The sequence below is a fragment of the Acidisoma sp. PAMC 29798 genome, assembly GCF_030252425.1.
Taxonomy (GTDB): domain Bacteria; phylum Pseudomonadota; class Alphaproteobacteria; order Acetobacterales; family Acetobacteraceae; genus Acidisoma; species Acidisoma cladoniae.
This window is the reverse complement of the sequence record NZ_CP126994.1, coordinates 1,993,585-2,018,972: the sequence shown is the minus strand read 5'-3', so window position 1 is coordinate 2,018,972 and position 25,388 is coordinate 1,993,585. Positions and strand designations below refer to the sequence as shown.

28 protein-coding genes are annotated in these 25,388 nt (G+C 65.1%); 5 read left to right on the top strand and 23 right to left on the bottom strand.

All coding sequences use genetic code 11. From position 1 onward, the window contains the following. Positions 1–10: 10 nt before the first annotated feature. Positions 11–214 (bottom strand): hypothetical protein, encoded by a 204-nt coding sequence (locus QP803_RS09730; RefSeq protein ID WP_284947566.1) that lies wholly within the window; start codon positions 212–214, stop codon positions 11–13. Positions 215–341: 127 nt separating this feature from the next. On the opposite strand from QP803_RS09730, the gene QP803_RS09725 reads away from it, so the two are divergent. Further along, positions 342–914 (top strand): biotin transporter BioY, encoded by a 573-nt coding sequence (locus tag QP803_RS09725; protein WP_284947565.1) that lies wholly within the window; start codon positions 342–344, stop codon positions 912–914. Then, positions 854–1,324 (top strand): DUF6314 family protein, encoded by a 471-nt coding sequence (locus tag QP803_RS09720; protein ID WP_284947564.1) that lies wholly within the window; start codon positions 854–856, stop codon positions 1,322–1,324. Before QP803_RS09725 ends, QP803_RS09720 begins: the two co-directional genes overlap by 61 nt. 18 nt (positions 1,325–1,342) lie before the next feature. On the opposite strand, the gene QP803_RS09715 is transcribed toward QP803_RS09720, so the two are convergent. The 18 genes from QP803_RS09715 to QP803_RS09630 form a co-directional block, all read right to left on the bottom strand. After that, positions 1,343–2,026: a DUF1223 domain-containing protein gene (locus QP803_RS09715; protein WP_284947563.1), complete on the bottom strand. Its 684-nt coding sequence runs from the start codon at positions 2,024–2,026 to the stop codon at positions 1,343–1,345. A 51-nt stretch (positions 2,027–2,077) separates the two neighbouring features. Beyond that, positions 2,078–3,148: an acyltransferase family protein gene (locus QP803_RS09710; protein WP_284947562.1), complete on the bottom strand. Its 1,071-nt coding sequence runs from the start codon at positions 3,146–3,148 to the stop codon at positions 2,078–2,080. Positions 3,149–3,155: 7 nt separating this feature from the next. Next, positions 3,156–3,959, bottom strand: a complete 804-nt coding sequence (gene thiD / locus QP803_RS09705; RefSeq protein ID WP_284947561.1) for a bifunctional hydroxymethylpyrimidine kinase/phosphomethylpyrimidine kinase — start codon at positions 3,957–3,959, stop codon at positions 3,156–3,158. Then, positions 3,959–5,341 carry a phosphoglucosamine mutase gene (gene glmM, locus QP803_RS09700; RefSeq protein ID WP_434082903.1) on the bottom strand — a complete coding sequence of 461 codons (1,383 nt, stop codon included), beginning with the start codon at positions 5,339–5,341 and terminating at the stop codon, positions 3,959–3,961. The genes thiD and glmM overlap by 1 nt, the downstream gene beginning before the upstream one ends. A 161-nt stretch (positions 5,342–5,502) precedes the next feature. After that, on the bottom strand, positions 5,503–6,330 hold the full coding sequence (folP, locus tag QP803_RS09695; RefSeq protein WP_284947560.1) for a dihydropteroate synthase: 828 nt from the start codon (positions 6,328–6,330) through the stop codon (positions 5,503–5,505). A gap of 68 nt (positions 6,331–6,398) precedes the next feature. Then, positions 6,399–8,339: an ATP-dependent zinc metalloprotease FtsH gene (gene ftsH, locus QP803_RS09690; RefSeq protein ID WP_284947559.1), complete on the bottom strand. Its 1,941-nt coding sequence runs from the start codon at positions 8,337–8,339 to the stop codon at positions 6,399–6,401. Between the two features lie 205 nt (positions 8,340–8,544). Next, entirely contained in the window at positions 8,545–9,861 is a 1,317-nt protein-coding gene (tilS, locus tag QP803_RS09685; RefSeq protein WP_284947558.1) for a tRNA lysidine(34) synthetase TilS, read from the bottom strand. Positions 9,862–9,921: 60 nt separating this feature from the next. Continuing rightward, the gene (locus tag QP803_RS09680; RefSeq protein WP_284947557.1) at positions 9,922–10,785 is read right to left on the bottom strand and encodes a tetratricopeptide repeat protein; all 864 of its coding nucleotides are present in this window, start codon (positions 10,783–10,785) and stop codon (positions 9,922–9,924) included. Between the two features lie 220 nt (positions 10,786–11,005). Then, a complete protein-coding gene (locus QP803_RS09675) occupies positions 11,006–11,515 on the bottom strand; it encodes an OmpA family protein (protein ID WP_284947556.1) in 510 nt (169 codons plus the stop codon). Positions 11,516–11,711: 196 nt separating this feature from the next. Continuing rightward, positions 11,712–13,064 (bottom strand): Tol-Pal system beta propeller repeat protein TolB, encoded by a 1,353-nt coding sequence (gene tolB, locus QP803_RS09670; protein ID WP_434082913.1) that lies wholly within the window; start codon positions 13,062–13,064, stop codon positions 11,712–11,714. Between the two features lie 71 nt (positions 13,065–13,135). Next, entirely contained in the window at positions 13,136–14,302 is a 1,167-nt protein-coding gene (locus tag QP803_RS09665; RefSeq protein WP_284947555.1) for a hypothetical protein, read from the bottom strand. Positions 14,303–14,363: 61 nt separating this feature from the next. After that, positions 14,364–14,861, bottom strand: a complete 498-nt coding sequence (gene tolR / locus QP803_RS09660; protein WP_284947554.1) for a protein TolR — start codon at positions 14,859–14,861, stop codon at positions 14,364–14,366. Positions 14,862–14,864: 3 nt separating this feature from the next. After that, the gene (gene tolQ, locus QP803_RS09655) at positions 14,865–15,581 is read right to left on the bottom strand and encodes a protein TolQ (RefSeq protein ID WP_284947553.1); all 717 of its coding nucleotides are present in this window, start codon (positions 15,579–15,581) and stop codon (positions 14,865–14,867) included. 12 nt (positions 15,582–15,593) lie between these two features. Next, positions 15,594–16,061 carry a tol-pal system-associated acyl-CoA thioesterase gene (ybgC, locus tag QP803_RS09650; protein ID WP_284947552.1) on the bottom strand — a complete coding sequence of 156 codons (468 nt, stop codon included), beginning with the start codon at positions 16,059–16,061 and terminating at the stop codon, positions 15,594–15,596. Further along, positions 16,058–17,125 (bottom strand): Holliday junction branch migration DNA helicase RuvB, encoded by a 1,068-nt coding sequence (gene ruvB, locus QP803_RS09645; protein ID WP_284947867.1) that lies wholly within the window; start codon positions 17,123–17,125, stop codon positions 16,058–16,060. The genes ybgC and ruvB overlap by 4 nt, the downstream gene beginning before the upstream one ends. A 47-nt stretch (positions 17,126–17,172) precedes the next feature. Then, positions 17,173–17,781, bottom strand: a complete 609-nt coding sequence (ruvA, locus tag QP803_RS09640; protein ID WP_284947551.1) for a Holliday junction branch migration protein RuvA — start codon at positions 17,779–17,781, stop codon at positions 17,173–17,175. Next, the gene (ruvC, locus tag QP803_RS09635) at positions 17,778–18,284 is read right to left on the bottom strand and encodes a crossover junction endodeoxyribonuclease RuvC (protein WP_284947550.1); all 507 of its coding nucleotides are present in this window, start codon (positions 18,282–18,284) and stop codon (positions 17,778–17,780) included. The genes ruvA and ruvC overlap by 4 nt, the downstream gene beginning before the upstream one ends. Further along, positions 18,281–19,030: a YebC/PmpR family DNA-binding transcriptional regulator gene (locus QP803_RS09630; protein WP_284947549.1), complete on the bottom strand. Its 750-nt coding sequence runs from the start codon at positions 19,028–19,030 to the stop codon at positions 18,281–18,283. The genes ruvC and QP803_RS09630 overlap by 4 nt, the downstream gene beginning before the upstream one ends. 101 nt (positions 19,031–19,131) lie before the next feature. Between QP803_RS09630 and QP803_RS09625 the strand changes: the two genes are divergently transcribed. Then, positions 19,132–19,308 (top strand): AbrB/MazE/SpoVT family DNA-binding domain-containing protein, encoded by a 177-nt coding sequence (locus QP803_RS09625; RefSeq protein ID WP_284947548.1) that lies wholly within the window; start codon positions 19,132–19,134, stop codon positions 19,306–19,308. Here QP803_RS09625 and QP803_RS09620 read toward each other — a convergent pair. The 3 genes from QP803_RS09620 to der form a co-directional block, all read right to left on the bottom strand. Continuing rightward, on the bottom strand, positions 19,301–19,858 hold the full coding sequence (locus tag QP803_RS09620) for a DUF4760 domain-containing protein (RefSeq protein WP_284947547.1): 558 nt from the start codon (positions 19,856–19,858) through the stop codon (positions 19,301–19,303). The two genes, QP803_RS09625 and QP803_RS09620, sit on opposite strands and share 8 nt — an antisense overlap. 117 nt (positions 19,859–19,975) lie before the next feature. After that, positions 19,976–20,716 carry a transcriptional repressor LexA gene (gene lexA / locus QP803_RS09615; RefSeq protein WP_284947546.1) on the bottom strand — a complete coding sequence of 247 codons (741 nt, stop codon included), beginning with the start codon at positions 20,714–20,716 and terminating at the stop codon, positions 19,976–19,978. A 168-nt stretch (positions 20,717–20,884) separates the two neighbouring features. Then, positions 20,885–22,261: a ribosome biogenesis GTPase Der gene (gene der / locus QP803_RS09610; RefSeq protein ID WP_284947545.1), complete on the bottom strand. Its 1,377-nt coding sequence runs from the start codon at positions 22,259–22,261 to the stop codon at positions 20,885–20,887. Positions 22,262–22,358: 97 nt separating this feature from the next. Here der and QP803_RS09605 point away from each other — a divergent pair, with 97 nt between their 5' ends. Together QP803_RS09605 and QP803_RS09600 are read left to right on the top strand one after the other, a co-directional pair. Continuing rightward, the gene (locus tag QP803_RS09605) at positions 22,359–23,609 is read left to right on the top strand and encodes an MFS transporter (RefSeq protein WP_284947544.1); all 1,251 of its coding nucleotides are present in this window, start codon (positions 22,359–22,361) and stop codon (positions 23,607–23,609) included. A 109-nt stretch (positions 23,610–23,718) separates the two neighbouring features. After that, positions 23,719–24,084 (top strand): hypothetical protein, encoded by a 366-nt coding sequence (locus tag QP803_RS09600; RefSeq protein ID WP_284947543.1) that lies wholly within the window; start codon positions 23,719–23,721, stop codon positions 24,082–24,084. A gap of 24 nt (positions 24,085–24,108) precedes the next feature. Here the strand turns inward: QP803_RS09600 and rnd are convergent, their stop codons facing one another. After that, positions 24,109–25,323, bottom strand: coding sequence for a ribonuclease D (rnd, locus tag QP803_RS09595; protein ID WP_284947542.1), 1,215 nt, complete (start codon positions 25,321–25,323; stop codon positions 24,109–24,111). Positions 25,324–25,388: the final 65 nt, after the last annotated feature.

Below are 25,388 nucleotides of genomic sequence, written 5' to 3'. Positions count from 1 at the left end.
ACATGACGTTTTACGCACGCGTTTTCGCGGCAACGATGACCTGCGCCATGATGGGCACGCCGGTCGCCTTCGCGCAATCGGCCATGAGCAATTCCAGCAGCTCGTCCATGCAGATGACGAAGCCCGCCAGCGGCATGATGATGGCGCCGCACAAGAAGACGAAGCACAAGATGACGCACAGCATGTCCAGCATGGCGATGTCGAACAGCGCCATGACGAAGAAGACCACCCCGCAGTAACGGTGCGCTCTGGCGGTTCTCGTGTGGTGTTCGCGCTTTACGAGAGCCGCCGATGTGTCGCATGACGTCTCCTGAGAGATCGATCACAGGAGCTTCCGACCCATGACGAGCCGCGCATTGCCCCTCACGCTTCTTGGCCGCGCCTGGCCTGCGACGACCACCAATCAGGTCCTGCGAACGATCGCCATCATCGCCATCGGCAACGCCTTGCTCGCCGTTTCGGCGCATATCCAGGTGCCGTTCTGGCCGGTGAAGCTGTCTATGCAGACCTTCGTGGTACTTTCGATCGGGCTGACCTGCGGCAGTCGCCTCGCCGGTGGCACCCTGCTCGCCTATCTCGCCGAGGGCGCGTTCGGCCTGCCCGTGTTCCAGGGCGGCATGGGCCTCGCCTATATGGCGGGTCCGACCGGCGGCTATCTCCTCGGTTATTTGCTGGCTGCCACGGCTCTTGGCGCCCTGGCCGAGCGCGGGATGTTGCGTAGCCTGCCGATGGTGTTCGGCGCTGTCGTGCTGGGGGAGGTGTTGATCTACCTGCCCGGTATCGCCTGGCTGGGCGTTTTGTTTGGGGCTGACAAGGCGTTGGCCTATGGCCTGCTGCCGTTCCTTCCCGCGGAATGCGTGAAGATGGCGCTGGCGATGACGCTGTTTCCTGTGCTGCGTCGTGCCGCCGATTGATCAGGCTTGAGACGCTCTTTTCCGGATCTTGGCGGCTGGATCGCCATATCCGGGATTTGAGGACGGGCCGTCACGGCCACATGCGCGGCGAGGCCTGTTTTACGCCTGAGCCGGATGTCCTCCTCTACGAGGAAGCCGGCGAACTGGTCTTCGGCGCGTTTCGCAGTGAGGCACGGCGGGAGTACCGGTTCTGCATCGAGGGTGACGCGGTGTTCAGCGTCTTATTCACCGATGGCGGATTCTTTCACCGGGCGCAGGTCGCTGACGGACTCGCCTGCGTCCATCACGACTGCGCACCGGACGATTATCGTGGCCGCTATCGAATCACGGGCCCCGACGGCTGGATGCTGAGCTGGCGCATCCAGGGGCCACGCAAGGACCTCGTGATCGGCACACGCTTTTCGCGGTAGCGTATTACGCCATCCGGATTACGACGCCGCCGCTCCAAGAATCCGCCCATCCGCACCCTGCAACAACACCGCGCCATGCTCGCCGCGGGGCGCGGCCAAAGTGAGATGCAAGGCGGCGCCGTTCCAATGCCCGACAGGCGAAATCGACCGCACGATATTGACCTCCGTCAGCGTGCGGCCGGAATTCTCACCCCGACCCACAGTGGTTGTGTGCTGATCATCAAAGCCCAGGAGCCATAGCGTCGCGACACCGGATCCGGCACCGACATCGACCGACAGGCTGCCGGCGGCTTTGGTCAGGCTCAGCGCTACGGGCGGCGCCATTGCGGCGGCGAGGGCGGAGGCGACTGCATCCCGGTCCGACCCCACCATCTGCTGCGTGCCGCCGACCACAAGCTGCGGCGTATAGACCTCACTGCCGAGGGCGCTGGCATAGGCCTGCTGGCGGGCCGTGGCTTGCGCCGATGAAAACGGGTCGGTCCAGCCCAGGCTGTTCCAATAATCGACGTGGAAATCAAGCACGAGGAGATCCGGCCGCTCATGCTTCAAGGCGCGCAGCAGCGCATCCGCCGGCGGACAGGAAGAGCAACCCTCGGAGGTGAAAAGCTCCAAGACGATCGGGGCGGCGGCCTGGGCCGCGACGGCCGAGGTGGCGATCAGGCCGCCGCAGCTTGCGGCCAACAGCATGGTGGCGATTTTCATGGCAAACCTCTTGCGGGTTACATCCAATCTTCGCCGCAACGATCGCGTTGGTTACGTGACGACCGAGCCGCGACGTTGTGTGAGACGGCGACCGAGGTGGCGCGCCGGTTCCTCCACAAAACGCCAGGTGATCGTCCCCAATCCGCAGATGACCGCCGTGACCCCCGCCGCCCAGACGAGGCCCTGGGCATCATGCCCGAAGGGCAAGCGCGACGGCGGCAGATAGGCGAAGAACAGGGCCAGAAGCGTGCCGTGCAAGAGATAGACGGAAAACGAAATGCGCCCGAGGCCAACGAAGACGCGATGGCCCAACAGGCGTGCGACGATGCCGGTTTCGCTCGCGAGGCCGAGGATCAGCACGGCGGCGCACATCGGCACGTCTTTGATGCCGTGCAAGACATAGCGAAGAACGAAGATCATGCCGAGCAGCCCAGCGAGTTCGACGATGCTCGCGGTGCGCAGGCCGAAGCGCGGCAATTGCACCGTCGCCTGTTGCGCGAGCATCCCAAGTGCAAAGCCCGCGATGCCGCGCCGGAACGGTGGCCAGCCCCAGGGCAGGCTGGACCATGTGTGCCATTCCATCACGGCGAGAATCAAAACGATCATCGCGATGCCGACGAGTTCCAGCCGCCGCACCCACAACAACCCGAGCGGGAACAGCAAATAGCAGACCATTTCGACGCTCAGCGACCAGCTTGCGACGTTCCAGCTCGGGCCATGGATGAAGATCGGCTGCAAGAGCGCCGCCACCAAAGGCAACGCCCACCAAGGGTCTGCGGCCGGTATGCCATGGACGACCTGTCCCCAAAGGGCGAGCGCCGCGAGCGCTAGAAGCACAGTCAGGTGCAGCGGATATATGCGAAATATCCGGCGGGTTAAGAAATCGCCTAAGCCCGCGCGTGTCAGATCGCGATGCACCGCCATCATCACGAAGCCGCTGAGGACGAAAAAGATATCAACGGCGGCATCACCCGGCGCGAAGAAGGCACGGGCGAAGGGATAGCCGACGTAACCGAGCTCGAAGCTGATGTGATGGCCGACGACCCAGAGCGCCGCGAGACCGCGCACGGACGTCAGTGCCCGATTCTCACCCCGTAAGGGTGCGGCGTCGCTGACCGACACGGCCCGTCTAGAGGCGGTTTGGATCGACGGTTACGCCATGGCCGAGCGGCCCATGGCCGTCCCCAAGGCCGGGCGCCGCGTGGATGGCTGCGACCACATAGGCGCGCGCACGGCGGACGGAGGTTTCCAAATCCATGCCTTGGGCAAGGCCCGTGGCGATGGCGCTTGCCAGGGTGCAGCCGGTGCCATGGGTATTGCGCGATGAAATGCGCGGTCCGGTGAGGGTGATGATGCCGTCAGCAGTTGCAAGCACATCCGTCACGATGTCTTCCGTGCCATGGCCACCTTTGACGAGAACGGCGCCGGCGCCCAGCCGCAGCAGGCTTTCGGCGGCATGGCGCTGCGCGGCCTCGCCTTCAATCGTCTCACCGAGCAGGATCTCGGCTTCCGGAATATTGGGCGTAATGACCGTCGCGCGGGGGATCAGCCGCGTCTTCAGGGCATGCAGCGCTTCGGCACTTTGCAGCCGGTCGCCGCTGGTGGAGACCATCACCGGGTCCATCACAAAAGGGAGCGGTTGGCTGAGGCTTTCGATAAAATCGGCCACCGTCTCGATACTCGCGGTATCTGGTAGCATGCCGGTCTTGATGGCGTCGGCGCCGATATCGGCCATGACGCTGTCGAGCTGGGCGCGCAGGAAGTCCGGCGGGATGGCCAGCACGGCGGAAACGCCGCGGGTGTTTTGCGCCGTCAGAGCCGTCAAGGCGGTCGTGGCAAAGCCACCCAGGGCCATCGCCGTCTTAATATCCGCCTGGATCCCGGCACCGCCGCCGCTGTCGGACCCCGCAATCACCAGGATGCGCGCGATCATCAGGCGGCGGTTTCCGGCGTGCGGGCGACGGCGGCGATGACCTCGCACAGCTCGCCCACGATGCGAGCAATCAGCGCGCTGTCGGCGGCTTCGGCCATGACGCGAATGAGCGGCTCGGTGCCGCTGGGGCGGATCAGCAAGCGGCCCTCCGGCCCGAGCGTCGCTTCGGCATCGGCGATGGCGGCCTTTACGCGCGGGTCAGTGAGCGGCGTGGGGCCGGTGAAGCGCACGTTGCGCAGCAACTGGGGCGAGGGGGTGAAGACGCGGCAGATTTCGGAGGCCGGCGCGCCTTGCCGCACCAGCACTGCGAGCACCTGAAGGGCCGCCACCAGCCCATCCCCGGTCGTCGAAAAGTCGGACAGGATGACATGGCCGGATTGCTCACCGCCCAGGTTGATGCCCAGCGCACGCATCCGCTCGGCGACGTAGCGATCGCCGACATTGGTGCGGTGCAGATCGAGCTTCAGGTCGCGCATGAAATGCTGAAGGCCGAGGTTGGACATCACGGTCGCGACGATGCCGCCGCCCGTCAGGCGATCCGCCTTCGCCCAGGACCGCGCGATGAGGGCCAGGATCTGGTCACCATCGACAATCTCCCCATGCTCATCGGCCAGGATCAGCCGGTCGGCATCGCCGTCGAGGGCGATGCCCAGATGAGCATTGTTCTCCACCACGGCCGCGCAGAGTTCGCCCGGCACGGTGGACCCGCAGCCCTTGTTGATATTGAAGCCGTCCGGAGCCACGCCCATGGGAATGACATGGGCGCCGAGTTCCCACAGCGCCGTCGGTGCCACCCGATAGGCCGCGCCATGGGCGCAATCCACCACGATCTTGAGGCCGTCGAGGCGAAGCCCTTTCGGGAAGGTGCTCTTCACGCCTTCGACGTATCGGCCGGCGGCGTCATTCAGGCGGCGGGCGCGGCCGAGCTTATCGGGCGATGCGAGTTCCGTACGCAGGTCGCTCGCCATCAGCGCCTCGATTTCCGCCTCACGGGAGTCCGACAGTTTCACGCCGTCCGGGCCGAACAGCTTGATGCCGTTGTCTTCGTACGGGTTGTGGGAGGCCGAGATCATGACACCGAGATCGGCACGCAGGCTGCGGGTGAGCATGGCGATGGCGGGGGTCGGCAGCGGCCCGGCGAGCACGACATCCATGCCCGCGCCGAGGAAGCCGGCGGTCAATGCCTGCTCGATCATATAGCCGGACAGGCGGGTGTCCTTGCCGATGAGCACCTGATGGCGGTGGCTGCCGCGCGTGAACATCAGCCCGGCGGCCTGGCCGAGGCGCAACGCGGTCTCGGCCGTCATCGGGTGGACATTCGCGCGACCCCGGATGCCGTCCGTGCCGAAAAGGGCCCGCGCCGCCGGAATGCCGTTGTTCATGGAATGCTGCGCCTCGTCCGATTATCGCGGATATTCACGAGGCCTTGGTTTAGCTGCGGCCGGCGGAGCAGGCAACGTGAGGGGGGTGGCGGAATGCGCGTCGCTTTTCCGCCCTACCTTCCGCAACTCGTAGGGTGGCTAAGCACAGCGTCATCCACCTCTTACGCCGACGACAGCGCCGTCCACGTCCGCACGGCCTGCACGGTTTCGGCCACGTCATGCACACGCAGGATCTGCGCGCCATGGGTGAGGGCGAACAGGGCGCCGGCGAGCGAGCCACCCAGCCGCTGCCCCGCCATCGCCTCCCCCGAAATCGCGCCGATGAAGCCCTTGCGGGATAAGCCGACCAATAGCGGAAATCCCAAGGCACGCAGCGCGCCGAGGTCGCGCAACAGCGAGACATTCTGGGCGCCCACCTTGGCGAAGCCGAGGCCTGGGTCGATCGCAATCGCCTCCCGCGCAATGCCCGCCGCGAGGGCCGTCTCGATCTGACCAGAGAGTTCGGCCGCGACCTCCGCGCCGATGTCGTCGTAAACGGCGAGGCCGTTCATCGTCGCGGGCGTGCCGCGCATATGCATGAGCACCACGGGTGCGCCCGCCTCGGCAACCACACCGAGCGACCGTGGGTCATGGGTGAGGGCGGTCACGTCATTGATGATGCGCGCGCCAGCCGCCAGCGCAGCCGACATGGTGGCAGCATTGCGGGTATCGACGGAGATGACCGCGCCGTCCCGCGCAAGGGCGGCGATCGCCGGGAGGATGCGCGCGCATTCCTCGTCTACCGATACCGTCGCCGCGCCGGGGCGGGTGCTCTCGCCCCCGATGTCCAGGATGTCGGCGCCGGCGGCCGTCATCGCGCGGCCGGCGTCCAGGATCGTAGGAAGGCTCAACCACCGACCGCCGTCGGAAAAACTGTCGGGCGTAAGGTTCAGGATGCCCATGATCAGAGGGCGATGGAGGCTAAGACCGGCCCAGTGATTTGGAACCATCAGCTCCCCCATAAAGAAACCCCGGGCGCAAGCCCGGGGGTTTTACATCGTCGCCTAAAGCCAAAGGCTTAGATCGGATGCGGCGTCGGTCCCATGCCGGGCAGCGGCGCCGGCGGCACAGGGCGGCCCGCAACCGGCACGGACGCACGACGATTTTCCGGCGGGGGCAGATCGTCCACGGATTTGCGGATAATCGGCTCGCCGCGCAGCACGCCACGGATTTCGTCGCCCGACAGCGTCTCGAACTCCAACAGCGCGCGGGCGATGGCATGCAGCGCCGTCACGTGCTCGGTCAGCAAGCTCTTCGCCTTGGCATAGGCCGCGTCGATGATGCTCTTGATCTCGCTGTCGATCTCACGCGCCGTCACTTCGGACACGTTCTTATGCTGCGTCACGGAGTGGCCGAGGAACAGTTCCTGGCCATTATCGCCATAGGCAATCATGCCGAGCTTATCGCTCATGCCCCATTCGGTGATCATCCGGCGGGACTGGTCGGTCGCCATCTTGATGTCGCCCGAGGCCCCGTTGGACACCTTGTCGGCGCCGAAGATGATTTCCTCGGCGGCGCGACCGCCCATGGCCATCGTCAACTCGGCGAGCAGCTTGGACTTGCTCTTGGAGTATCGATCGCCTTCCGGCAGGCTCATGACGAGGCCAAGCGCACGGCCACGAGGGATGATCGTCGCCTTATGCACAGGATCGCATTCCGGTTCGAGCATGGCGCACAGCGCGTGGCCGGATTCGTGGTAGGCCGTCATCTTCTTTTCGTCGTCGCTCATGACCAGGCTGCGGCGCTCCGCACCCATCATGACCTTGTCCTTCGCGTCCTCGAACTCCGACATCGCGACGACGCGCTTGCCACGACGGGCCGCCAGGAGTGCGCCCTCGTTCACGAGGTTCGCGAGATCGGCGCCCGAGAAGCCCGGCGTGCCGCGCGCGATAGTCTTGGGATCGACATCGGCGGCCAGTGGCACCTTGCGCATATGAACGCGCAGGATGCGCTCGCGGCCGTTCACGTCCGGGTTCGGCACCACGACCTGACGGTCGAAACGGCCGGGACGCAGCAGGGCGCTGTCGAGCACATCAGGGCGGTTCGTGGCGGCAATGAGGATCACGCCCTCATTGCTCTCGAACCCGTCCATTTCGACCAGCAACTGGTTCAGCGTCTGCTCACGCTCATCATTGCCGCCGCCGAGGCCGGCGCCGCGATGGCGGCCGACGGCGTCGATTTCGTCGATGAAGATGATGCAGGGCGCGTTCTTCTTGCCTTGCTCGAACATGTCGCGCACGCGGCTTGCGCCGACGCCCACGAACATTTCGACGAAGTCAGAGCCTGAGATCGTGAAGAAGGGCACATTCGCCTCACCCGCGATGGCGCGGGCGAGCAGCGTCTTACCCGTGCCAGGCGGGCCCACGAGCAGCACGCCCTTGGGGATTTTGCCGCCGAGGCGCTGAAACTTCTGTGGGTCCTTGAGGAACTCGACGACTTCGCCGAGTTCCGTCTTGGCTTCCTCGATGCCCGCCACGTCTTCAAACGTCACGCGGCCTTGCTTCTCGGTCAGCAAACGAGCGCGGGACTTGCCGAAGCCCATGGCGCGACCACCGCCGGACTGCATCTGGCGCATGAAGAAGATCCACACACCGACCAGCAGCAGCATCGGGAACCAGGACAGCAGGTAGTGCAGCAGTGGGTTGCTGTCGCCATCCGGCGGCTTGGCCACGATGCGTACATCCTTGTCCGATAGCGTCTGAACAAGGCTCGGGTCGTTCGGCGTATAGGTTTCAAAGGCGCGACCATCCTTGAGGTCGCCCGAGACGGTGCGATCCTGAATGACCACATCCTTCACGTTGCCCTGCTTCACCTGGCCGATGAATTCGGAATAGGCCATCTGCGTCGTATTGGTGGTCGCGGTGCCCCGCAGCCCGTTCGGTTGGAACAGGTTGAACAGAACCACGAGCAGCAGTGCGATAATCACCCATAGGGCGAGGTTGCGGCCGAAATTGCTCATCACGTCATCCAGTTCCTAACCGGCGTCATAGTCAGCGGGCCCGCATCGTCTTCCTCATCACGAGAAGCGAAGACCGGATGGGACCAAGCATAGGCGTCTCCCCGCAGGCGAGACCAGAGCGGATGATATTCCGCATTGGCACACGAAAGATAGGAAGTCTTTCGCTCCAGCGCATCCCGGAGCGTATTGGGCAATGAAGATTTCGTCATGAAGGGGCGAAGGTCGCACCCGCTGCCGGCCGGGCGGGATGGAACAGCATGCGACGTGGCAGCACCATTTCGGGTGTAGGCCAGCCCAGGCTCGGCACGGCGATCAGGGTACATTCTGCGGAACGGTATGCGGGCAAACTCTCCAGCACCACAGACGGCAGCGTGGACCAGTCCCGCAATCGGGCCGCATCTGCACCAAGGGCTGCAATGGTTTCATCGGGCAGAGCCGGACACGTACCGGGCCGGCGAAAGCGGCCGTCCCAGTTGGCGGCAGAGGTGGCGGCCATCGGACCCGCTATGGCTGCGGCTTCGCGACAGAGCAGAAAGCCGGGGCCGAGGCGCCCGGCTGGCAACAGGCGCACGCCGGCGATACAAATGCCGCCGCCTATGGCGCCTGCGGGGTCTCCGACGATGGGTGTGAGTGCGTCCGTTGGCGGCAGGTGCTGTGCGCCCGAGATCATGCGCAGCAACGCCGCAAGCGCATCGATGGGCCAAGGGCAACGTGGGAGAAGGGCGAAGCCTTCGGGCCGGATCGTGGCATGGGCCGCAATCCAGTTCGCTGCAGCCGCCTCGGCGGTCGCGCGTGTGAGACCGTCGGCCTGCGCAGAGGCCGTAAGCGCCCGTGTCGCCGGACCGTCGCCTTGCCGGTCGCCGCGTGCCGCGCGCAGCCGGGCGCGGGTGAAGCGGCCATCGACATTGGTGGGATCCTCGGCCCAACCGACCCCACGGGCGTCGAGCGTGGCCCGCAGTCGCCCCGCGGCGACCGTCAGCAGCGGTCGCAGGATGCGCAGGCGCGCGGTCTCGGATACGGCCGCCATGCCCGCTAGACCGGCAGGGCCACTGCCGCGCAGGGACCGCATGATCACCGTCTCGGCCTGATCCGCGGCGTGATGGGCGAGGAGCAGGTCGATGATGCCCGCGTCCATACAGGCAGCCTCGATGGCGGCGAACCGCGCCATGCGCGCGCGTGCGGGCATGGCGGACCCCGCATCGAGATCGGTGAGGGTGAGGATGGTGGCAGCGATGCCCAAGCGCCGCAGGGCGGCGGCGGCGGTTGCCGCTTCCTGTGCGGAGCCGGGTCGTAGGCCGTGATCGACGATGAAGGCGATCGCCGCTCCGCCTTGGGATTTCGCCCAATCGGCGGCGAGGACCGCCATCGCCATGCTATCGGCGCCGCCGGACACCGCAAGGCCGAGTTTCGGATGCGACACGAACGGCGCTAGCCGCGCGATGAGGGTCGCGAATTCCGTGTCGGTCAGGGGCTCGGCGCCATACCTTTCCACGTCATCCCCGGACTTGATCCGGGGATCCATGGGCGCCCATGGGCCCGCGGATCACGTCCGCGGGTGACGAGGCGTACCTCGTACTCGCTCTCAGCACCCCAGCTTGTGGTGCGCGGCGGCGATCGGCTGCACCAGATAGCCCGGCGGCGTCGGAAATTGGGCGTGCAACGTGTTCAGCGTGTCGCAGGCGGCGCTCTTTTGATTGATGGCGCCCAGCGTCACGGCGAGGCCGAGCAGGGCACTCGGCGCGCGCTTGCCCTTGTGGTTCATGTTGTAGGTGTCGTCGAAGGCCAGCGCCGCTTCCTGATAACGCTTCTGGCCCTGCAGCGACTGGGCGAGCAGGAACTGCGCGTCATAGGCGCGGGGCGAGCTGTGATGCTTGGCGAGGATTTCCCGCGCGACGCCCTCAGACGTCTGGTACTGGCCCATATGCAAGGCGGCGGTGCCCTGCTGCATCAGGATTTCCGGTGTCGGCGCCGCGCCTGTCGGCGGTGCAGCCGGGGCAGCGGTCGGCGCGGCAGGCGCACCCGTGGCGGCGCCCGCAGCAGCGGCGGCAGCACCGCCATTGCCCTGCATCTGGAAACTGAGATCGCCGATCTGTTTATTGAGTTGGGCGTTTTGCGTGTTCACCTGATTGGTCAACTGATCGACATCGCCGCGCAGCTGGCGGACCTGATCTTCCAGGGTGCCCACACGCTGAAGAAGCTGCGTGGTCAGGTCGCTGCTGCCGCCTGAGGCAATCGGGGCGGGGGCGGACTGGCCGCCGCCGCTGGAGGCGTTCTGCTGCACCTGGGCCTGAAGCTGCTGGAGCTGGTTCTGAAGGCTGAGGATTTGGTTCTGCAAGGCAATCCCCTCCCGGCTCTGAACGGAGTCGGACTGCGCCCAGGCCGGGCCGATCAACCCCGAGAGGGACAGGGCGCCAGCGCAAAGGCCAGCCAGCAACGTCTTCTTCATCAGGTGAAATCTTTCCTCGGCCATAGGGCGGCCAGTCGCTACCAGCCGCGGACATGTCAGGAGACTTCTACCATCCCGGCGGGCTTTGTCTAAATGGGCAAGCGCTGCGCAAAACGTTGAGCGAACAAAAATGGCGAGCAACCGAAGTTGCTCGCCATTTTGATCTCGAACGCATCGGCGCGGGGTATCGACTGCCCGATACCCCCGGCAAATCTTCCGATTAGGAAGAAGCGCCGGTGCCTTCCTGCGGGTTGTGGCCCTGCACGGAGGTGATGGCGTTACGGTTCTGCTGCCAGGACTGCTCGTCGTTACCCTGCGCGACCGGGCGATCCTTGCCATAGCTGATCGTCTGGATGCGCGAGCCATCGACGCCCTTGGAGACGAGATAGTCGCGGGCGGAGTCGGCGCGGCGCTGGCCCAGGGCCAGGTTATACTGCTCCGTGCCACGCTCATCGCAGTTGCCGGCGATCAGCACGGCGATCTGCGGATAGTGGCCGAGCCAGGCGCCCTGATGATCCAGCGTTGCGGCGGAGTCGCCGGCAACGGAGGAGGAGTTCAGGGGGTAGAACACCCGATCGCCGACATTGGCGACGAGGTCTTCTTCGCTGCCCGGGGCAGGGCCAGTGGCGACGGCGGCACCGGTGCCGGTCGACATGGCGGTCGACGCGGGCTTGGCGCAACCGGCCAGAAGAGCAACGGCTGCGACTGCGCCGAGCAACTTGATGTTCATTGCGATCTTGTCCCTTTAGGGGTGCGTGTTGACCAAATATTGATGCGGTCGACCAAAGATCAACCGCGGGAATCAGTGGACTGGAAGCGTTACCGCTTCCACTCCGGCGCGCTTACCGCGTGCTGACATGAATGGTCAAGCAAGCTGCGGTCCATCTTGACGAAAACGAGGGCTGCGTGCAGCGGGGGTGATCGTTTCAGGACAGAACCGGGGACCATGCGGGGTCGGATGCACTGGTGGCGGTGTTCACCCCCTGCTCGTTAAAGCCGGTGATGTCGATGGTCACGAGGCGGGAGCTGGTGCCATCCCCGCGCTGGAACATGATCACCCGGCCGTTCGGACAAAAGGTTGGTGCTTCAACGTCGAAGCTCTCGGACAGGATGCGTTCGCCCGACCCATCCGGCGCCATGACGCCGACGCCGAAGGTGCTTCCTAGGCGCGTAAAGGCGATCAGATCGCCGCGCGGGGACCAGATGGGATCGCCGTAGCGACCGCTGCCGAAGCTGATGCGCTTCGCGCCACCACCATCCGCACCCATCACGTAAAGTTGCTGATCGCCGCCCCGATCCGACTCGAAAACGATCTGGCTGCCGTCTGGGCTGTAGCAAGGCGACGAGTCGATCGCGCCGGAATTCGTCAGCTGACGCACGTTGCCGCCGTTCAGCGAGCAGGTGACGATATTGGATCCGCCGTTCTGGTACAGAGACATGACGATGCTGCCGCCGTCCGGGCTGAAGCGGGGTGCGAAGGTCATGGTGTGGAAGTTGCCCACCAAGGACCGGCTGCCCGACCCGAGGTCGAACAGATAAACGCGCACGCTGCGGTTCACATAGCTGATGAAGGCAATCTGATCGCGTGTCGGGCTGAAGCGCGGGCCGATCGCCGTCCAGCTTCCATCCGTCAGGAATCGGTTGTTGGCCGCGTCCTGATCCATGATCGCCAAGCGTTTGGTCGGGTTGTTGCGCGGGCCCGTGGTCGAGATATAGGCGATCCGTGTGTCGAAATAGCCCTTCTCGCCCAGCAGGCGCTGGTAGATGACATCGGCGATGATGTGGGCGATGCGCCGCCAATTGGCGCTCGACGTTGTATAGGCGGTGCCCTGAAGCTGGGTGCCGGGCAGAATGTCCCACAGCCGGAACTCCACACGGAGCTGGTCGCCCTGCTGGGTGATGCTGCCAGTTACCAGCGCCTGCGCGCCAGTGCCCTTCCAGGAGCCGAAATCCGGCGCGCCGCCCGACGCTGTGGCCGCAATGCCCGACCCATCGACGATCCGGAACAGGCCGCAGCGATTGAGGTCATTGGCGATGACGCCGACCATGTCACCGGCGCTGGTGCCGCCGGCGAACGCGGGAATGGCGATGGGAATGGGCGCGGTGCGGGCGCGATTGACGTCGATCACGGCGCTGGTCGCACCCGCGTCACCGGCGGCGGGCGCCGGGGCGGCGGTCTGTGCGAAGGCCGGAATCGCCAGCGTGGAGGCGACGGTCGTGCCGATCATGCCCCGGCGGGTGATGGTGCGGATCATGCCGGGCACGTCCCGCCGCGGCATGTCGTCAGCCTCAAAGGAGGCGCGGCCGGAGTTCATAAGCGTCTTGTTCATGGTCGTTTCCTGCTGTCGCGTCACGGGCTGAACCGGAAGTTGAAGGTTTCCGGCTTACCTACAAGAGCGGGTGGGAGCGGTAGGGTCGCACAGCGGTAGTCCTCCACGGCACGAATGGCGCGTTCCGCGAAGGCACGGAACACCGGATCGGCGGCAACGCGGCCCTGATCCGGCCCCGCGACCTTGGCGTCACGGACGGTGCCGGCGGCGTCGGTCTGCACGGTCAGCAGCACCTTCATGGTTTGAATGCCTTGGGCACCGGCATCGATCGTCCAGCACTCGCGCACATGGTCGCCGATCGCGCCCCGTTCAGCTGCGCTCAGCCCGGCAGTGGCGTTCGGGCTGCCTCCACCCTGCGGCGCGCCGCCCTGGGCCGGGTTGTAGCGAGACGTCGGCGTCTTCTGCGTCAGGTTCATGGCGCGCAGCTTCTCAAGCGTGTTGAGCACGGACTGGCTCATCGGCGCGGCATTGGCCGTGGGGTGCGGCTGCGTCGTCGCACTCGGCGGCGCCGGTGGCGCGGGCGGGGCTGGCGGCGGTGGCATCGGCAGCGCAGGCGCCGCGTTCGCCGTCATCTGCGGCGCAGACTGGGTCTGCGTCGTGGGTGGCGTCGGCGGTTGGGCGGGTTTCGTCGGCGCGGGGGGCGTCGGCGTCGGCGGTGGCGTCACCGGCTTGGCCGGCGCCTGTGGCACAGGCGGCGCGGGCGGTGGCGGTGGCGGCAAGGGCTCCGCCGTGGGAGACGGCGTGGGTGGTGGTTGCGGCGCAGGGGGCTGCGGCGCGGGCGGTGTCGGCACCGGCGGCGTGGGGGTCGGCGGTGGGGTCGCCGGTTGCGGCGGCGCGGGCGCCGGCGGTGGCGGCGTCGGCACGGCCGGCTGGTTCACCGGCGTTTCCGACGGCGGCGGAGGCGGCGGTGGGGGAGGCGGCGGCGCATCGGCCAAAGGCTGCGGCGTCGGCGCCTGGGTCGCTTTCGGTGCCTGAACGGTCGTTGGCGTATCGGCGGGCGCCGACACCTTGTCCGGCTTGTCGGCCTTCTGCGCGGGCGCCGAGGGCCCCACGAAGTCGACCGATACGGCGTCCAGATCGGGCGTGTCGTCCGGCTTCTTGGACGGCAGCGAGACGATGAGCATCACCAGCAGCAGGACATGCAGCAGGCCCGAGACGCCGGCCGCGCGGCGCAGTTGCGGGCTCATGCGAAAACCCGCTGCGGCCGAGAACAAGACAAGGCGCTGTTCATAAAGCGCGCGGACCGGCCTATTGGCCGGCTGGCGCGGCCGCGCCAGGTGCCGCGGTGCCACTCGCCGGCACCGGGGCGATAACGCCGGCGCTATCGGGCTGTTGCGCGAGGAGTGCGACCTTGGTGAAGCCGCCCGCGACGATGGTACCCATCACTTGCATGATCTGGCCGTAGGACACGGTCTGGTCGCCGCGCACGAAGATACGCCGGTCCGTCTGGCCGTTGCTGAGCGTTTGCAGCCGCGCGACGAGATCGCCGATCTGCACGGCGTCGTTTTGCAGGAAGACCTTGCCTTCGGCATTGATGGAGAGGGTGATGGGCGTGCTGTCCGTGTTGACGGGATTGGCGTTGGTCTTGGGTAGATCGACGGTGACGCCCGAGGTCATCAGCGGCGCCGTCACCATGAAGATGATGAGCAGCACCAACATGACGTCCACCAGGGGCGTGACGTTAATTTCCGCCAAGGGGCGATAGCGGGCACGACTTTTCGGACCACCGATGCCACCCATCGCCATGGCTCAGGCCCTCTCTTCGGTCTGGCGCGACAGGATCGCGCTGAACTCGTTGCCAAAACCTTCCAACCGTGCCGCGAAGCGGGACAGGTCGGTGCCGATCTTGTTGTAGGCGAGCACGGCGGGAATGGCCGCAACCAGGCCGATGGCGGTGGCGAACAGCGCTTCCGCGATGCCCGGCGCGACCACGGCGAGGTTGGTATTGTGCATGGCGGCGATGGCCGAGAAGCTGTGCATGATGCCCCAGACCGTACCGAACAAGCCGATAAAGGGCGCGGTGGACCCGACCGAGGCCAGGAAGATCAACCAGCGCTCCATCCGCTCCATCTCACGCTGGATGGTGACGGTCATGGCGCGATCGACACGCTCTTTCACCGCCGTATGACCGATATCGGTGCCCGCGATGCGCGCCGTGCGGCGCCATTCGCCCATGGCGGCGCCGAAAACGGCGGCCATCGGGTTATCCGGCTTCTGGCCTTCCTGCTCATAGAGATCTTCCAGGCTGCCGCCGGACCAAAAGCGGTCCTCGAAGGCATGGCCTTGGCGATTCGCGCGCCGAATGACGGTGTATTTCTCGAAGATGATAGCCCAAACCCACACGCTGGCGGCCAGCAGGCCCAGGATCACCAGCTTGACGACGATATCCGCCTCTAAGAACAGACCCCAGAGCGACAGGGTGCTCCCGGGCGTCGCCAGCTGAGTGGCATTGACCGCCTGATCCAATTCTCGAAACCCCTATGTTGACCGCAACTGAGACAAGCCAGAGGCCTCAGCCATCGCCGTTAGTGCCAGACGCCAAGGCGCGGGAAGCCGCTCCGCGCGCCCCGTTTGCAGGCGGATGCTCACCAGCGTCAAATCCACGACCGCTATCGTCTCTTCGCCGCGCCGCACCGTTTGGCGCAAGCCGACGCTCGCGCCGCGCACCCAAAGGGCCTTGGTGTCGATCATCAGCCAGTCATCCAAGCGGGCAGGGCGCTGATAGTCCAACTCGGCGCGCCGCACCACGAAGATCATGCCGTGTCGCACCATCATCTCGGAATGGGGCAGTCCCATGGCGCGCAGGGATTCGGTGCGGGCGCGCTCGGCGAAGCGCAGGTAGTTGGCGTGATAGACGACACCACCGGCATCGGTATCCTCGAAATAGATGCGCAGGCCGTAGCGATGCACGCCCTCGGCGAAGTCGTCGGTCAGGGTGAAGCTCACGATGATGCAGTACCGTCCTTGGGGGAAAAGAGATCAGAGGACAGCAGGTCGCGCTGTTCGGGGGAAAGGGCAGGCGGCCGCATGTCGATATGGCGCCAGCCCGGCTCACCCAGCATCCGGCCCCGACTGGTACGGAGGATGAGGCCTTCCTGGATCAAATACGGCTCGATCACGTCTTCGAGGGTATCGCGCGCTTCGGCCAAAGCGGCGGCCAGCGTCTCCACGCCCACCGGTCCGCCGGCATGATGCTCGGCGATTCGGCGAAGGTAGCGGCGGTCCATGGCGTCCAGGCCGCGCTTATCGACTTCCAGCCGTGTCAGGGCGGCGTCGGCGATGGCGCGATCGACCCGGCTCTGGCCCTCGACTGTCGCGAAGTCCCGCACCCGGCGCAGCAGCCGGCCGGCGATTCGCGGCGTGCCACGCGAGCGGCAGGCGATCTCGACCGCGCCTTCGTCCGACAGGTCGAAGCCAAGCAGCCGCGCCCCGCGCGCGACGATCACGCGAAGCTCCTCCGGCGTGTACAGCACCAGCCGCAGGGGAATGCCGAATCGGTCGCGCAGTGGCGTGGCCAGCAGACCCGCTCGCGTCGTCGCGCCGACCAGGGTGAAGGGCGGCAAGTCGATTCGCAGTGACCGCGCCGCCGGCCCTTCGCCGATCACCAAATCGAGCTGGAAATCCTCCATCGCCGGATAGAGCACTTCCTCGATCGCCGGCTGGAGGCGATGGATTTCGTCGATGAACAGCACGTCCCTCGGCTGGAGGTTCGTGAGGATCGCGGCGAGGTCGCCGGCCTTCTGGATGACGGGACCGGACGTCGCACGGAAACCCACGCCCAATTCCCGCGCCACGATCTGGGCGAGGGTGGTTTTGCCCAGACCCGGCGGCCCATGCAGCAGCACATGGTCCAACGCCTCACCCCGACCGCGCGCGGCTTCGATGAAAATCGCGAGGTTCCGCCGGCTGCCTTCCTGGCCGATGAACTCCGCCAAGACCTGCGGGCGCAGGCTCGCTTCTCCGCCATCCTCGAAGGCGCGCATGGGGGAGACCGTGCGGTCTTCCTCCATCTCGGGCTCAGCGGCAGGACCTGCCTTGCGGCGCGTCGGGCGGGTGGTCATCGCGCCAATTCCCGCAGGGCGGCGGGAATGAGCACCGCGAGGGCGGCATCTTCACCCAGCTTATCGATGGCGCGGTTGACGGCGGCCTGCGCTTCCGGCCGGCGATAGCCGAGGTTCATGAGCGCCGACAGCGCATCCCCGGCAATGCCGACGGGCAGGACAGGTGCCGCGATCCCCTCCGCCAGACTGACGGGCAGGGCGAGCGTGCCGGCCTTTTCCTTGAGTTCCAGGGCAAGCCGCGCGGCGAGCTTGGGTCCTACGCCGGAGGCCCGGCCGAGCGAGGCGCGGTCCCCGGAGGCAATGGCAAAGGACAGCTCGTCCGAGGACAGCGCCGACAGGATCGCGAGCGCGACCTTCGGTCCGACGCCCTGCACGGTGGTCAGCAAGCGAAACCAGGCGCGTTCGGCGCCGGTCGCGAAGCCATAGAGGGTGATGGCGTCTTCCCGCACGAAGGTCTCGATCAGCAGACGCGTCTCGGCCGGCGGCGCAGGCAGGGTGGATAGCGTGCGTGACGAGGCATGGACGAGATAGCCGACGCCGCCAACCTCGACGATGCAGCGCCCGTCTTCATGGCCCTCGACCGTTCCTCTCAGACTTCCGATCATGCGGGGACCGCGGCGCGGCTCCAGGCCTGGCGGCTGCTACGGTGATGGGCGTGGCAAATGGCGACGGCCAGGGCGTCCGCCGCATCGGCGCGTTTGAGCGTGGCGCCGGGCAGTAGGCGGCGGACCATGATACCGACCTGGTTCTTGTCGGCGCCGCCGGTGCCGACCACCGAGAGCTTCACCGTCTTGGCGCCGTATTCGGCGACCGAAAGGCCCGCAAGCGCCGGCACCAGCAGCGCGACACCGCGCGCATAGCCCAGCTTCAGCGTCGCGGTGGCATTGGCATTCACATAAGTCTCCTCCACTGCCGCTTCGCGCGGCTGATAGAGGTCGATCAACGTCGTCAGCGCCTCATGCAGCGCGCGCAGGCGCAGCGGGACGCTGTCCTCACTATCGGTCATGACGATGCCGTCCGCGACATGGCGCAGACGATTGCCATCGGATTCCACCACGCCCCAACCGGTGACGCGCAGGCCGGGGTCGATGCCGATGATCCGGATCAAGCCGAGAGTTTCTGCATCAGGGACTCGGGAAGGTCGAAATTCGCATACACGTTCTGTACGTCGTCTGATTCGTCGAGCACGTCGAGGAGTTTCAGCACCGATGTCGCGGCGTCCTCGTCCACGGGTATCGTCGTGCGCGGCCGCCAGTCGAGCTTGGCGAGCTCCGCCTGGCCGAACCGCGCTTCCAACGCCTCCTGCATGCCCAGCAGGCTGTCCGGCATGCCGGTAATTTCATGCATCTCGGCGGTGCTTTCGACATTCTCGGCGCCGGCTTCGATGCCGGCTTCCAGCATGTCGTCAGCACTCGCGACCGCCGCCGGGTAGCGGATCACGGCCAGCCGGTCGAACATGAAGCTGACGGCATTGGTCTCGCCCAGGGCACCGCCATGCTTGTTGAAGGCGGCGCGCACATCTGACGCGGTGCGGTTGCGATTGTCGGTCAATGCCTCAACGATGACGGCCACGCCATGCGGGCCGTAGCCCTCGTAGCGAACCTCCAGATAGTCCTCGCCCGCCGAACCGCCGGCCGCCTTCTTGATGGCGCGGTCGACGGTGTCCTTGGGCATATTTTCTTTCCGCGCCGCGAGGACGGCCGAGCGCAACCGCGGATTGGATGCGGGGTCAGGGAGCCCGCTGCGGGCTGAGACCGTGATCTCCCGGATAAGCTTGGCGAATTGCCGCGCACGTCGCGCATCCTGCGCGCCCTTGCGATGCATGATGTTCTTGAATTGGCTATGGCCGGCCATGGTCGTGGCTCCGCGAGGCGTGGTTGCAGTGTGTGGGGGCGTGTCGCGCTTTCCGTTGTAAAGGGCAAGTCACGCCCCAACTCGGTTCTATGATCGTAAAGTTGTCATCCAGAAATCAAATCACCTTGCCCCGAGAGGCGCTGGACGCCGTGGGCGACGTTACGCTGTTCTACGTGGCGGTGGAGGGTGACAAATTGGTACTGACCCCGGCGCGGTCGGAACCCTCCGATACGGCGGATGACGCGGTCTGCGCCGCCTGGGCCGGGAAGTTCAGGTAGGCGAAGACGGCCGCATTGACCGTGGGATGCGCGTCACGAATCCCAGGCCCTTTCGTCTCTGGTAGGTTTCTGCTTGACCGACCAATCGCTCCAAATCCTCATAGGCTTGGCCGAGTTTCATGCCGAACTTGGTCTCCAATCGGGTCATGATCGTTTGTCGTGCGCCGATGAGCGTGGGGCCAAGTGTCCGGTAGAGCATCCGGCGGTCGATCAGGCCGGCCTTCACTTCGATGCAAACCGTGTCACAGAAATTCAGCATCAGGATCGATTCGATAATCAGCTCGCTATCAGAGGCAAACGGATTAATGGCACCCGCCTCTGCTTCTTCGAACCGGCGATATTGGTAGAGCGACCGCAGCCGGTCCGTGATGATCTTGTCCGAGGTGAAGCGGCGAAGAAGATCGAGTGTCGCCCTTTTTCGTTCGCGGGATCGGGACGACACGCTGATCGCGACCGGAATGAGCAGCGAGCCCAATACCGTGGCGATATTGCGGAGATTATCGAGATAAAGGTGGGGTTTATCGAGGTATTTGAAGAGGGCGATCGACATGATGACCCACCTTCACGCCGCGAAACCTAGATGACGCCAATCGGGCTGAGCATGACCGAAACTCCTGTCCTATAAGACCCATAACATGGCGGAACTGCCGCCTTCAACAAGCCTCACCTAATATCGTCGCATCAGCGCGACGAGGCGCCCCTGGATACGAACCCGTTCCGCAGGGAAAATGCGGCTTTCGTGGCGGGGGTTGGCCGGCTCCAGGGCGATCGAATTACCCCGACGCCGCAGGCGCTTCAGCGTTACCTCTTCCTCATCGACGAGAGCGACGACGATCTGGCCGTTCTCGGCCGCTTCAACCCGCCGGATGATGACGGTGTCGCCGTCCTGAATGCCGGCATCGACCATCGAGTCACCTGCCACTTCAAGGGCGTAGTGCTCGCCCGCACCCAGCAGGGCCACCGGGACTTCGATATGGGTGGAGATGTCATGCATCGCCTCGATCGGCAGGCCGGCCGCGATCCGCCCATAGAGCGGCAGCTGGACGGCACCTGCCTCTGGTGGGGCGCGCACGCCCTTCAGGCGCGGCGAGAAGTCCCCCTGAATGACGGTGGGCGCGAAACCCGTCGCCACTGCGTCAGGTCGCCGCGGTGCATCCGTATTGGCCTGTGCAAGGGCCGCCACCGGCGCCGGTTCGCCAGGCATGCGCAGCACTTCAAGGGCGCGCGCCTGATGGTGGCGGCGGCTGAGGAAACCGCGCTCTTCCAAAGCCGAGATCAGGCGATGGATGCCGGATTTCGAGCGCAGATTGAGCGCCTCCTTCATCTCGTCAAAGCTCGGCGAATAGCCCGATGACCTGAGATGGCGGTCGATGAATATCAGCAGCTCATGCTGTTTGCGCGTTAACATGGATGAACCCCACGACTTCTTCGAACCTCAGTTTGTTCCCCCGACCAGAACGAAATGCCAGCGGCGCTTCGATGTCGGATCGAATTTCGGAACAAATCAGCAACATGGGTCTTCTAGGGTGTCATCCGAAGCCGCGTCAAGCGAAGCCTTCGTCTCAGTTGAAGTCGATTAATCCTTTTCCGCGAAGGGATTAACGGTGCCACGGAAATCCAGACGGATGGGCGTTCCCGGCAAGTCGAAGACCTCCCGCAGCTCATTGATCAGGTAACGGCGATAATCCTCGGGCGTCGCCTCGGCGCGGGTGCCGAACACGATGAAGGTCGGCGGCCGGGCGTTCGCCTGCGTCACGTAGCGCAGCTTGAGCCGGCGGCCCTGGATGTTCGGTGGCGGATGGCGGGCGATGGCATCCGCGAACCAGCGATTGAGGGCTGATGTGGCGATCCGCTTGTTCCAGGTGTCATGAACCTTCCGCACGGCGGGCAGCAGCTTCTGGATATTGGCGCCGGTCATCGCACTTAAGGTGACGACGGGAATGCCCTTGAGCTGGGCGAGGCTGCGTTCCAGCCGATCCGACACCTCTTTGCGCGTCGCATCGCGGTCTTCGACCGCGTCCCACTTGTTGAGGACCACCACCAGGGCGCGGCCTTCCTTCTCGACCAGACGTGCGATTTGCAGATCCTGGTCATGCAGACCGTCCACGGCATCGACGGTCAGAACCACGACTTCCGCGAAGCGCATCGCATTGATGCTGGCGCCGGTGGACAGCTTCTCGACATCGTCCTGCACCCGGGCGCGGCGGCGCAGGCCGGCGGTATCCACCAGCTGGAACTCGCGCCCATCGGTGTCGCGCATCGGCAGGGTAATCGCATCCCGGGTAATGCCGGGCTCGGGGCCGGTCAGCATCCGGTCCTGCCCGATCAGGCGGTTCACCAGCGTGGATTTGCCGGCATTGGGTCGCCCGAGAATGACCAGACGAAGCGGCTTGACCTGTTCCTCGGCCTCGTCGCCTTCCGCCTCTGCTTCGGCACGCAAATCGGCGTCCGTCGGCTGCGGCAACATCTCGGCGATGGTGCTCATCAGATGGCTGAGACCCTCGCCATGTTCGGCCGAAACCGAAAGCGGCTCACCCAGGCCCAGGGAATAGGCATCGAGGGCGTTATTGTAGCCGACGCGGCCCTCGGTCTTGTTGGCGACCAGAAGCACCGGGCGCCCCAGCCGACGGAGCCAGGCGCCGAAATGCGCATCGGGCGGCAAGATGCCGGCACGCGCATCGACCACAAACAGAATGAGGTCGGCTTGTTCCAGCGTGGTCGCGGCACCAGCTCGCATACGGCCGGACAAGCTGTCCGGCGGCGCTTCCTCCAACCCGGCGGTATCGGCGATCCGCACCTGGCGTCCCCCGAGGACGCAGGTTGCCTCCTGACGGTCGCGCGTGAGGCCGGGCTGATCTGCGACCAACGCCTGACGCCGCCCAACGAGGCGGTTGAAGAGACTGCTTTTGCCGACATTCGGTCGGCCGGCGATGACGACGAGCGGGGTTTCCATGCGTGACGGGCAATACTGCCAAATCGCCCCAGGCAGTAAGGGTTTGATGGAATGCGTGTCCGGCGTCGGCCGGGCGGCCTGAACGGGAGAACCAAGAATGAGCGCCAGGACAAACCAGGCAGCGGTTCCGGCTGTGGGTCCCGAAGGGATCGTCTTCGCGGTCCTGATCGCGATCAGCTTTTCGCATTTCGTGAACGACACCCTGCAATCCGTGCTGCCGGCCATCTATCCCGTGCTGAAGACCCAGTTCCGCCTGAACTTCGGCCAGATCGGTCTGCTCACCTGCGTCTTCCAGGTGACGGCCTCGCTGCTTCAGCCTTTGGTGGGCATGTATTCGGATAAGCGGCCGCTGCCCTTTTCCCTGGCGGCGGGAATGGGGTTCACCCTCATTGGCCTGGCGATGCTGTCACGGGCGGACAGCTTCATCATGCTTCTGGTCGCGGCCGCGATGATCGGTGTCGGATCCTCGATCTTCCATCCAGAGTCCTCGCGCGTCGCGCGCCTTTCCTCGGGCGGGCGTCACGGTCTTGCCCAATCGGTCTTTCAGGTCGGCGGCAATGCCGGCAGTGCCATGGGGCCTTTGCTCGCAGCCTTCGTCGTCGTGCCGCACGGCCAACGCAGCATCCTGTGGTTCACCCTCATCGCCTTGCTCGGCATGGTCATCCTGGGTGGAGTCGGGGAGTGGTATCGCCAAAGGCTCGCAAAACCACGGCGTGTTTCCGCGACCCTTCATGCCCATGAGCCCCTGCCTCGCGGAAAAGTGATCATGACGATGGTGATCTTAATCGCGCTGGTTTTCTCAAAGTTTTTTTATCTCGCAAGCATTACGAGTTATTATACTTTTTATTTGATTCATCATTTCGGCGTATCCGTTCAGAGCGCTCAGCTTTTTCTGTTTCTTTTTCTGGCGGCGGCGGCGGTCGGCACGGTTCTGGGTGGGCCCATCGGTGATCGCGTGGGCCGCAAACTCGTCATCTGGATTTCGATTCTTGGTGTCCTGCCCTTCACTTTAGCGCTTCCTTACATGGGCTTGCCCATGACGGCGGTGCTGTCGGTGATCATCGGATTTGTGCTGTCTTCAGCCATGCCGGCGATGATTGTCTATGCGCAGGAGTTGGTTCCCGGGCGCGTGGGCATGATCTCCGGCCTCTTTTTTGGCCTCGCTTTTGGCATGGGCGGGTTGGGCGCGGCAGCGGTTGGGGTCATCGCAGACCATTACGGCATTGTTTTTACCTATCGCCTCTGTTCGTTTCTCCCTATGATAGGCCTGTTGGCGATGTTTCTTCCGCACATCCAGGCCCCAACAAGGGGCGTCTCTCGCAGCGGCAGAGCCGCTCGGGCGATCTAACCAGGTCACTTCCTGGTTTGTTGCACTCGACCAACACCTCTGGATTGCGCATATGCGACGGCGGCGGATTTCTCCGCCGCCCGATATGGCTCGATGAAGAGGAACCGAGATGGCCCGTGCGACGATTGGGACGGCGAAGGCGCGTAAACGGCCTTCGGGGCGTATGAGCAGCGCGACACTTCCGACAGCGAAGCTGTCGCCCTCAAGCAAAGAAGAATTGCGCGCCAGGATCGAAAAACTTGAGCGCGCCAACGCCAATCTTCGAATCAAGAACAAGGACTACCGTCGCTTGGCCGAAGAGGCCTCCGAGAGATTGGAAGCCATCCAGACCGAGGCTGAGCGCAACGAGCGCAAAGCGATACCGACGCTGGGCAACGGTGGCTCACCATCAAAACGAAGCGGCCGTAAAACAGCCGACACAGCGGCGATCAAACGCGATGATCAATCAATGGCAGACGATCCCATCGCCTCTTGATGCGCGGTCGCGTTCGGATCGACGTCAGGCTGCGTCTTCGGCGGTGTCGTTTGCTCCGAGCTGCACCAGGCGGATGCGCTTACCGCGTGTTGCCAAGGCAATCCGACCTTCCTTGAGCGCCATCGCATCCTCACCGAACATGCGACGACGCCACCCTTGCGTTGCCGGAACGCTGGGCGTGTCTTCCGTCGCCAGACGGTCGAGATCATCGGAGGACGCCAGCAGGCGCGGCGCCACGCCATGCTCCTCGCTCTTCGCGGCGAGAAGCACACGCAGCAGCGCGAGCAGGGCGGGTGACGGACGTGGACCGTCCCTTTCTCGCGGCGCCAGTTCGGGCAGCTCATTCTCCGGCAGCGCCTTGGCCGCCGCGATAGCCGCGAGGAGGGAAAGGCCGCTCTTGCCTTCCGCGAAGCCACGCGTGACGCCACGCGCACGGGTCAGCCCCTCGACGCTGTCTGGCGCCAAGGCGGCGATTTCTGGAATAGCCTCGTCCTTGACAAGGCGTCCACGCGGGATGTTGACGCGCTGGGCCTCACGCTCCCGCCAGGCAGCTATGGCCCGCAGCAGACCTGCCTGCCGCCGCCCGCTCGGGCGGAGCTTCAAGCGTAGCCACATCGCCTCCGGATCGGCCTGGTAAAGGCCGGGGTTGGTCAGGGCCGCCATTTCCTCCTCCACCCAATCGATCCGGCCATCCTGCGTGAGACGCTCCAGCAGCTTTTTGTAGACGCTGCGAAGATGGGTCACGTCGGCTGCCGCATAGGCAAGCTGAGAGGCGGAGAGCGGGCGCGCCGACCAGTCACTGAAGCGATGCGACTTGTCGATCTGGGCCCCTGTAAGCGCCGAGACCAGGGCATCGTAGCCGACCTGGTCGCCGAAGCCCGCGACCATGGCGGCAACCTGCGTATCGAAGATCGGCACCGGCGTGGCGCCGAACATCAGCAGAAAAATCTCCACGTCCTGGCGCGCGGCGTGGAAGACCTTGACCACTGAGGGATCGGCCAGAAGCGCACCGAGGGATGCGAGGTCGATCCCTTCGGCCTGGGCATCGATGACGGCCACATCCCCCACGCCACCGAGCTGAACGACGCAAAGCTCCGGCCAATAGGTTCGTTCCCGAATGAATTCGGTATCGATCGTGACGAAAGGCTCCATGCGCAGGCGTGCGCACAACGCCTCAAGATCGGCGGTTTCTGTGATGAAAACGGGGGAGGGGAACTCGGACTGGGGCTGACGCGGCATCCGACGCTTGTATAGGGCCGGTCTGACGGGCGGAAGCCTGCTGCTTGATGGAGATGGCGGAAGAC